At 41.0% G+C, this 1,211-nt stretch carries 2 protein-coding genes and 1 pseudogene; all 3 read right to left on the bottom strand.

Going from position 1 to position 1,211, the window contains the following annotated elements; genetic code table 11:
- Positions 1–243: pseudogene (locus tag ACFIKG_RS09310) on the bottom strand (integrase); the annotation flags it as partial.
- Positions 244–249: 6 nt separating this feature from the next.
- Positions 250–468: a hypothetical protein gene (locus ACFIKG_RS09305; protein WP_012755083.1), complete on the bottom strand. Its 219-nt coding sequence runs from the start codon at positions 466–468 to the stop codon at positions 250–252.
- A gap of 119 nt (positions 469–587) precedes the next feature.
- Positions 588–1,211, bottom strand: coding sequence for a lambda exonuclease family protein (locus ACFIKG_RS09300; RefSeq protein WP_375652200.1), 624 nt, complete (start codon positions 1,209–1,211; stop codon positions 588–590).

The following is a 1,211-nucleotide window of genomic DNA, read 5'->3' as shown; positions in this document are numbered from 1 at the left end:
GCTGTTAAAGTATTGTTTAAGCAGCCATGCAAATGAACCTTCAACAAGTTTACCGGTTTTTGATTTAGGAAGTATAAGCCCTTGTAACTCGGCAAGTGCGCTTTTGTAGTTATCAACAAACTCTTGCGTTCCATAGGTACCGCGTATTCTAATGCGTTTGCCATGACCAATACGTACATACCATACAATTTTGCCATGTTGAGTAATTTGTTTAACGAGATGAGGAGGACGTGGTTTTGGCATGGTATTTTACATCTTAGAGAGTGCGGTTTCGTAATATTCATTCTTTGACAAATCTAAAAGTTTGTCTGGGTGGTTAACTGAATTTGGTATTGGAATATCGGATTTAAGATAGATAAGCAGTTCACCGGTAGGTTTGATTTCTACGAGTTCACAACCTTGTTTTTTAGCTTCTCTTAAAGCGCGTGCAATGGCTGGTTGCGTTATAGCAGCTGGACGAGGCGCCATATCTTTTCTCCTTACATTGAGATGCAATTCACGTGTGGCGTGAATCACGCATTACTTGAAAGTGTTAAGAAGGGTGGGGGTGCTTGTAGATATGCGGGGAACAAAACACCCCCATAAGGTTAAGCAGCTTTTGTTGAGAGTTGTTTTATCTCTCGTTCTATCTCTGCTAAAAAGGTTTCAACAGCTTGATTGATCTGTTCAATTTGTTGATCATCACGGAGAATACGCTTGACTTTCATGCGTAAGTGAAAGAATTCCCCCGTAAAACGTGGGTCATAGCTTACGAAATCACACCATTTTCGTTCTGTACAAGCCATTTGGAATTGCATTTGTGCGTGATATTCTGGTTTGATTTCGTCACCTATACAAAAGCGCATATGTGTTACTGATCTCGGGCATTTAACTTCGATTAAACCGTCTTCTCCAATGAGACCATCGGGGCTAGCCCCCGCCATTTCTATTGTGGGGTGTTGGATAAAGCCGCATTTTGTTATATCGGCATCATAAATGAAGCCATATTCTCTCAAGGCATCATCTTCATGCTCAATACCCCATCTCATATCTTCAGTTTCATAATAGGGGCTTGTTTCGCCTGTTAAGCGCTCTGTTATGAGTTTGATTTTGTAGTCTTCATATTTGCTCGTAGGCAATCCTTTTGTAGTTTTACTGAGTACGCTGTAAATGTTTGATGCGGTGACTTTACCCAAGCGCGCTTGAAACCATTCTGCTGTTCTTTGTTCCAT

It is taken from the genome of Bartonella sp. LB28NMGDW (genome assembly GCF_042194435.1).
Classification (GTDB): Bacteria; Pseudomonadota; Alphaproteobacteria; order Rhizobiales; family Rhizobiaceae; genus Bartonella; species Bartonella grahamii.
The sequence above is the reverse complement of the archived record's forward strand: the minus strand, read 5'-3'. Positions and strand labels throughout refer to the sequence as shown.

Coding starts and splice junctions, on each gene's coding strand:
- ACFIKG_RS09305 (WP_012755083.1), bottom strand. CDS start 468: ATGGCGCCTCGTCCAGCTGCTATAACGCAACCAGCCATTGCACGCGCT.
- ACFIKG_RS09300 (WP_375652200.1), bottom strand. CDS start 1,211: ATGGAACAAAGAACAGCAGAATGGTTTCAAGCGCGCTTGGGTAAAGTC.